The organism is Deinococcus sp. Leaf326 (assembly GCF_001424185.1).
In the GTDB taxonomy this organism is placed as follows: domain Bacteria; phylum Deinococcota; class Deinococci; order Deinococcales; family Deinococcaceae; genus Deinococcus.
Genome location: NZ_LMOM01000080.1, coordinates 1 through 4,941 on the forward strand (window position 1 = coordinate 1; position 4,941 = coordinate 4,941).

Consider the following 4,941-nt stretch of genomic DNA (forward strand, 5'->3'; position numbering starts at 1 on the left):
CAGACGTACATGCGCATCAAGTCGACGGTGGAGACCGCGCGGTTGCGCGGTCAGGACCCCGTTGATGTCCTGATCAGCCTGCGTCGCTAATCACGTACGTCCTGCTAAACGGCGTTACTGGTTGGTGCAGGTCTGCGATGGGGTCAGGTCAAGACATTGCTAGCCTGCGGTTGAAAGTCACCATAGGCGTCTTGGGGCATAACTTGAAGTTCATTGCCCTCAGTTGGTACACCCCGACCTGTCAATCCCTATTCGTGTTGATTGGTAAGCTAGATTGCTTTATATAGCGTAACAGCATCAGCAGGTTGCTGATCCTCTTTTTATTGCTCTGATGGTTTTGGTGTTAGGGGAGGAGCCTGTTTCTGATTGAGGGAACCAAAGCGGCCTCTTGCAGACATGGTCCCAATAATAACTTCGTTGATGGCGTGACGTGGCATTTCGGTACCGTCCCAACTGCACAGCATTACAACCTCCTTCTCAGAGACCTGTAAGGAGGCGGAAAAAATATAGGCACATTCTGGAGAGAAGCTCCAAGAGAAGACAATACCCTGGGACTCAAATTGGTATAGGTAGGCAGTGAGACTAGGCGACACTAAATCACGCCATCCATCCTGAAAAGCAATTTGGGGCAAGTCCATTGCTCAGTCTACACCACACTGAATTATTCAACTGTGGGGAACGGTGGAGCTAAATGAATTGAGTTGGGCCCGATGAGCCTCCTGCTCACTTCAAGGAGCAGCTCAATTCTGGATGTTGTCCAGATCAAGCATCTGGGTAACCGCCTCGTGTGCGGCACTCAGATACATTTTCGCGTCCTCATTGCCTAGACCGAGGTCGTACAGATAGAACTGGACCTGCCTCATCGCTTGCTTGACGGCGGCCTCGTGGTCTTGACCTTCCCTAACAACGATCCGATACCAACTCGCCGATATCTGCCGCACCGTCGCATAGATCATTTTGTCCATATAACAGCTTACAGGAAATTCAGATACTGAGGGGTTTCCGATTTGAATATGAAGAATAGACCATGAATATCTCTAACGACCGCTCTTGTCAAGAATTTTGCTAGGCATTTTATGCAAGTGCAGGCAAAATTAGATGGCTCGCTCTGCGGGTGCTTCTTCTCTTCCTATCTTGCATCGCTTCCTGAATAATAGCTAGCTCGCCATCAAGAGAGCTGGCTAGAATATCTTGCATATAGAAAATGTTACCATCTGAAGCAACCGAAACGCAGTGTCTGTTCGGTTGCCCATGGATTTTTTCGCGTGTTGCCGTAAATGAAACATTTCCCTCTTTCCACTCGATTCTTGGAGGCATCCTTCCAGTCTAACCTGACTACCCATCAAAATGGCTGAGGAGTAACAACAAACCGGCCTCTGTAGGGTGTTTCCGCGATGAGACCACCCAAGAGCCGATACCCTCACGATGCCTTACAGACTGCACTGCGGTCTGCCTTTTCCATTGACGCCCGGCGGTTGGTAGTCCTGAACGCGCCCGTCCGTCGTTCTCTACAGCCTGAAGAGACACGTTCAGTTGCTTGGCACGGTTTCCGCCCGGTATCAGCGGTGACTCCGCTTCGTGCAGTTCAGAAGCGGCGATCGAAAAGGTGCCACAGTACTTCGCGCGCCGCCCGCCGCCCCACTGCGTCGAAGTCCATGCTCTGCCTAGACACCGGGTACTCCTCCACTCGCACCAGCTCGGCAGACTCTACTGAGCAAAGTACAAGGCCGATCCTCTTCGTCCATGTGTAACCCTGAGCGCCAGCGGCTGCCAAGGCCGCTTGTTGCTGCCCAAGGACCGCCATGAGTCTGAATGATCCTTCCGAGGTCTCGATCTTCCAACTGTCGGGACTCTTCTGAAGGGTTCTATCAATGCTCTGCCTCATGGTGATCCCGCTATTACATACCGATTGGGCGGAGCGTTTCCCAGATGCCGTGTCTCTCACTCGAAGGGGACTGCAGAAGTGGGCCCCCGTGAGGAACTGAGATGGCCCCAGGTTAGACCTATTTCTGGCGCTGCGGCAGCGGTCCGCGCTTGACCACTTCGTACGCCTGGTCGAGAGCGTCCTCGACCGCTGCGCCAGATCCCAGCCAGTACCGCCCGCCTTCGCGTCCTTTCTTGAGCGTGTGCCCCAGCAGCCCCAGGGCGGTCAACTCGTTCAGAACCTGTTGCACGCGCGACAGATCCAGCACTGCCCCCCGGACAGCAATCCGGTCGGCCACATCGTTCACCGACTGCGGCTCCAAGGTCAGTAGCAGCAAGGCGCGCGCCTGCCAGAAGGTGAGTGGCGGGGCGGTCATACCGGGCTGTAACAGGTGGCACTCAGGGGCTGTCTCATACCGCAGGGTAGGTCATTCCACCGGCACGGCCTCGTAGAAGTCGTCGTCGAACCAGCCACCGGGTTCGCCCAAGTCGCGGCCAGTCAGCTCCAGTTCGGTCGCCCACAACGCCCAGGCGGCGTGCAGCTCCTGGTGATAGCCCAGGTAGTCAGCCGGCTCGCGGTCCAGAGCATTGGGCGGGAAGCCCAAGCCGGCGCGCTCGTACAGGTCGCCCTGGTGCAAGGCAATCTCGAGCAGGGAGAGGCCGGCGGGAGTCAGCAACCGAGCAGGTAGGGATTGTCAGAACGGGGCGGGACCGGGGCAGGTGCAGGCTAAGGCATAGGTGCATTATCCGCGCCGGGTACCGGACGCATCGCTTACTCTCACTCTGGAGGCTAAACCATGATCATCTGGGACACCGAGACCACCGGCACCGACGAAACCGACGCCATCCTGAGCATCGCGGTCATGGACAGCAGGACCGGCCAGGTGCTCCTCGACACTCTCGTGCGACCACCCAAGCACCTCATGGTGTGGCCGCGTGTGGAGGCCATGCACGGCGTTACCCCCGCGATGGTCCAGGATGCGCCCACGATGGACGAGGTGTGGCCTCGCGTACGCGGACTGCTGGCCGGCGGGAGTGCCGCCTACGGGGCCGCGCTTGACCTCTAGCTGCTCGCCCAATCCCTGGGGGGCGGCTGGCAGGCTGAGGAGGGCACAGGCGAGTCGGCGCTGCTGTGGCACGAGGATCACGAGGATCAGGCAGTGCTGCGGGTGCAGTGCGCGATGCTGCGGTATGCCCGGCATGTGGGCGAGCCGAGCCGACGGGATGGGTTCAAGTGGCATAAGCTCGAGGATGCGGCGCAGGCGGCGGGTCATGACCTCCAGTACGCTCACACGGCGCTTGCGGACGCGCAGGCCACGGCGGCGGTGTAGCGGTATCTCGACGATCAGGGCGTGCCGGTCCTGAGCTGAAGGCAAAAAAGAGCCCCACCCCGCCTAGGCACGAAGCCGCTCCACCTTGCCTCGGCTTCGTTTATTTACCGGAGCTGAAAGCGACTCTCAGCGTCGTCTAAGGGTGACATGCGACAAGTCTCCTTCTTCTGCACTTATCTTTGTCCTATGCCGCCAATCTACGCCACCGCCACGCATATCCCCAGTGGGGAGGTGACGTGCACCTTCGGACCCTTCGAGACCCTACATGCCGCACGTGTCGCGGTGAGTGAGACGGTCGACTCCCTGCTGACTTGGGAACACATGACCATTGGGGGGTATGCGGCCGATAACTACCCGACCCTATGGGTGGTCGAGAACCGCGAGACGGCATTGGCGCCTCAGGGTTCAACAAGAAAACCCTACTCCGCCTAGCACGAAGCCGGGGTGGAGTGAGGGTTTTAAGATCAGAACGTGAGGCGGCCGATCAGGTTCTTGCCCAGTTGGGGCCGCACCCATATTGTGTACGCAAACTCCAGGCCCCTTACGAGCGAGCGTAGCGTCTCGGCCGTCAACCAGCCCCGCAGAGACAGCGTCAGCCGGGGCGCGAGGTACTGCTGCAGCTGGGCCAGCACCAGGATCACCAGCTCGCGGGCCGACGTGCCCCTGATCTCCGGCAGCAAGCGTCAGCGCCTCGACCATCGTCAGGCCGCCGTCGTTCCGGACGGCCGCAAGGAGCTTGCCGATCAGGCGGTCGCACTCCTGGGGAACCTTAGCCAGCGGCGCGACGAGTCCACTGTTGCTCAGCGGTACTATTGTGCTTGTCGGCGTGTCCAGGGCGGGCACCTGGAGCAGCGTGCCGAACGATTCGCCGGAGGTGGCTGTGCTCTGGCCAGTCGGCAGGAGTACAGGGCGCGTGGTCGGCACCAGGTCAGTCGGCAGGGGCACCGGGCGAGTCTGGATCGTCTTCTCGATGACGACCCCTTTGGCGGCGCGGTCGCGGAGGATAGCGGCGATCCGCGGGTCGATGTTCTGGGGCAGTGTGGGGATGGTGGGTATGGTCAGCTCCTGAAATGGGCCAGCCCATACCTCAACATCCACGCCAACTAAACGCAGAGTCACCTCCAACTCAGCCCTTGAACCGCAACAGGACGAACAACCTCCTCAACGCACCAGCTCTGAANCATACCTCAACATCCACGCCAACTAAACGCAGAGTCACCTCCAACTCAGCCCTTGAACCGCAACAGGACGAACAACCTCCTCAACGCACCAGCTCTGAACATGTCGGAATCGCCACCTCATCTCCGCACAGACCACCTGCTCATCCTTCCCTTCACCATCTCCCCACGACCTCCTCCTCCCAAACTTCTCCACAGCAACTTCCCTTANATCGCCACCTCATCTCCGCACAGACCACCTGCTCATCCTTCCCTTCACCATCTCCCCACGACCTCCTCCTCCCAAACTTCTCCACAGCAACTTCCCTTATTGATCACGGTGGAGATCTGAATTGATAGACTTAGCGTATGCCTGGTTGGCAGCCCACACACTACTCGCGCGCACAACTCGAAGAGCGCCGCCTGGCCGCTCTCGAATGGATTGAGCGCGGAACTCACCGGAACCAAAACATCGCAGATCACTTCGGTGTTTCCGTGCATACGGTCTACACCTGGAAAGCACGACTACG

Annotated in this window: 9 protein-coding genes and 1 pseudogene; 4 read left to right on the top strand and 6 right to left on the bottom strand. The window is 58.8% G+C overall.

Annotated features, from left to right (window positions below; genetic code table 11):
• Window positions 1-320: 320 nt before the first annotated feature.
• From ASF71_RS24335 to ASF71_RS24340, 3 genes are all read right to left on the bottom strand, one after another.
• Complete coding sequence (locus ASF71_RS24335; protein WP_156373014.1) at window positions 321-638, bottom strand: hypothetical protein; 318 nt, start codon at window positions 636-638, stop codon at window positions 321-323.
• A 102-nt stretch (window positions 639-740) separates the two neighbouring features.
• Window positions 741-965 carry a hypothetical protein gene (locus ASF71_RS20380; protein WP_156373015.1) on the bottom strand — a complete coding sequence of 75 codons (225 nt, stop codon included), beginning with the start codon at window positions 963-965 and terminating at the stop codon, window positions 741-743.
• Window positions 966-1,074: 109 nt separating this feature from the next.
• A complete protein-coding gene (locus ASF71_RS24340) occupies window positions 1,075-1,317 on the bottom strand; it encodes a hypothetical protein (RefSeq protein WP_156373016.1) in 243 nt (80 codons plus the stop codon).
• A gap of 77 nt (window positions 1,318-1,394) precedes the next feature.
• Here ASF71_RS24340 and ASF71_RS25420 point away from each other — a divergent pair.
• Window positions 1,395-1,566: pseudogene (locus ASF71_RS25420) on the top strand (IS4 family transposase); the annotation flags it as partial.
• A 437-nt stretch (window positions 1,567-2,003) separates the two neighbouring features.
• Here the strand turns inward: ASF71_RS25420 and ASF71_RS20390 are convergent.
• Entirely contained in the window at window positions 2,004-2,300 is a 297-nt protein-coding gene (locus tag ASF71_RS20390) for a hypothetical protein (protein ID WP_056303573.1), read from the bottom strand.
• Between the two features lie 51 nt (window positions 2,301-2,351).
• On the bottom strand, window positions 2,352-2,600 hold the full coding sequence (locus tag ASF71_RS20395; protein WP_056303575.1) for a hypothetical protein: 249 nt from the start codon (window positions 2,598-2,600) through the stop codon (window positions 2,352-2,354).
• 120 nt (window positions 2,601-2,720) lie between these two features.
• Between ASF71_RS20395 and ASF71_RS20400 the strand changes: the two genes are divergently transcribed.
• Together ASF71_RS20400 and ASF71_RS24345 are read left to right on the top strand one after the other, a co-directional pair.
• Window positions 2,721-2,990: an exonuclease domain-containing protein gene (locus ASF71_RS20400; RefSeq protein WP_056303576.1), complete on the top strand. Its 270-nt coding sequence runs from the start codon at window positions 2,721-2,723 to the stop codon at window positions 2,988-2,990.
• Window positions 2,991-3,083: 93 nt separating this feature from the next.
• The gene (locus ASF71_RS24345; protein ID WP_156373017.1) at window positions 3,084-3,254 is read left to right on the top strand and encodes a hypothetical protein; all 171 of its coding nucleotides are present in this window, start codon (window positions 3,084-3,086) and stop codon (window positions 3,252-3,254) included.
• A 464-nt stretch (window positions 3,255-3,718) separates the two neighbouring features.
• Here ASF71_RS24345 and ASF71_RS20410 read toward each other — a convergent pair whose 3' ends face one another.
• Complete coding sequence (locus ASF71_RS20410; RefSeq protein ID WP_056303580.1) at window positions 3,719-3,934, bottom strand: hypothetical protein; 216 nt, start codon at window positions 3,932-3,934, stop codon at window positions 3,719-3,721.
• An 846-nt stretch (window positions 3,935-4,780) separates the two neighbouring features.
• On the opposite strand from ASF71_RS20410, the gene ASF71_RS25580 reads away from it, so the two are divergent.
• On the top strand, window positions 4,781-4,941 hold a 161-nt coding region (locus ASF71_RS25580), incomplete at its 3' end, for a helix-turn-helix domain-containing protein (protein ID WP_200939758.1).

Coding starts and splice junctions, on each gene's coding strand:
- ASF71_RS24335 (WP_156373014.1), bottom strand. CDS start 638: ATGGACTTGCCCCAAATTGCTTTTCAGGATGGATGGCGTGATTTAGTG.
- ASF71_RS20380 (WP_156373015.1), bottom strand. CDS start 965: ATGGACAAAATGATCTATGCGACGGTGCGGCAGATATCGGCGAGTTGG.
- ASF71_RS24340 (WP_156373016.1), bottom strand. CDS start 1,317: ATGCCTCCAAGAATCGAGTGGAAAGAGGGAAATGTTTCATTTACGGCA.
- ASF71_RS20390 (WP_056303573.1), bottom strand. CDS start 2,300: ATGACCGCCCCGCCACTCACCTTCTGGCAGGCGCGCGCCTTGCTGCTA.
- ASF71_RS20400 (WP_056303576.1), top strand. CDS start 2,721: ATGATCATCTGGGACACCGAGACCACCGGCACCGACGAAACCGACGCC.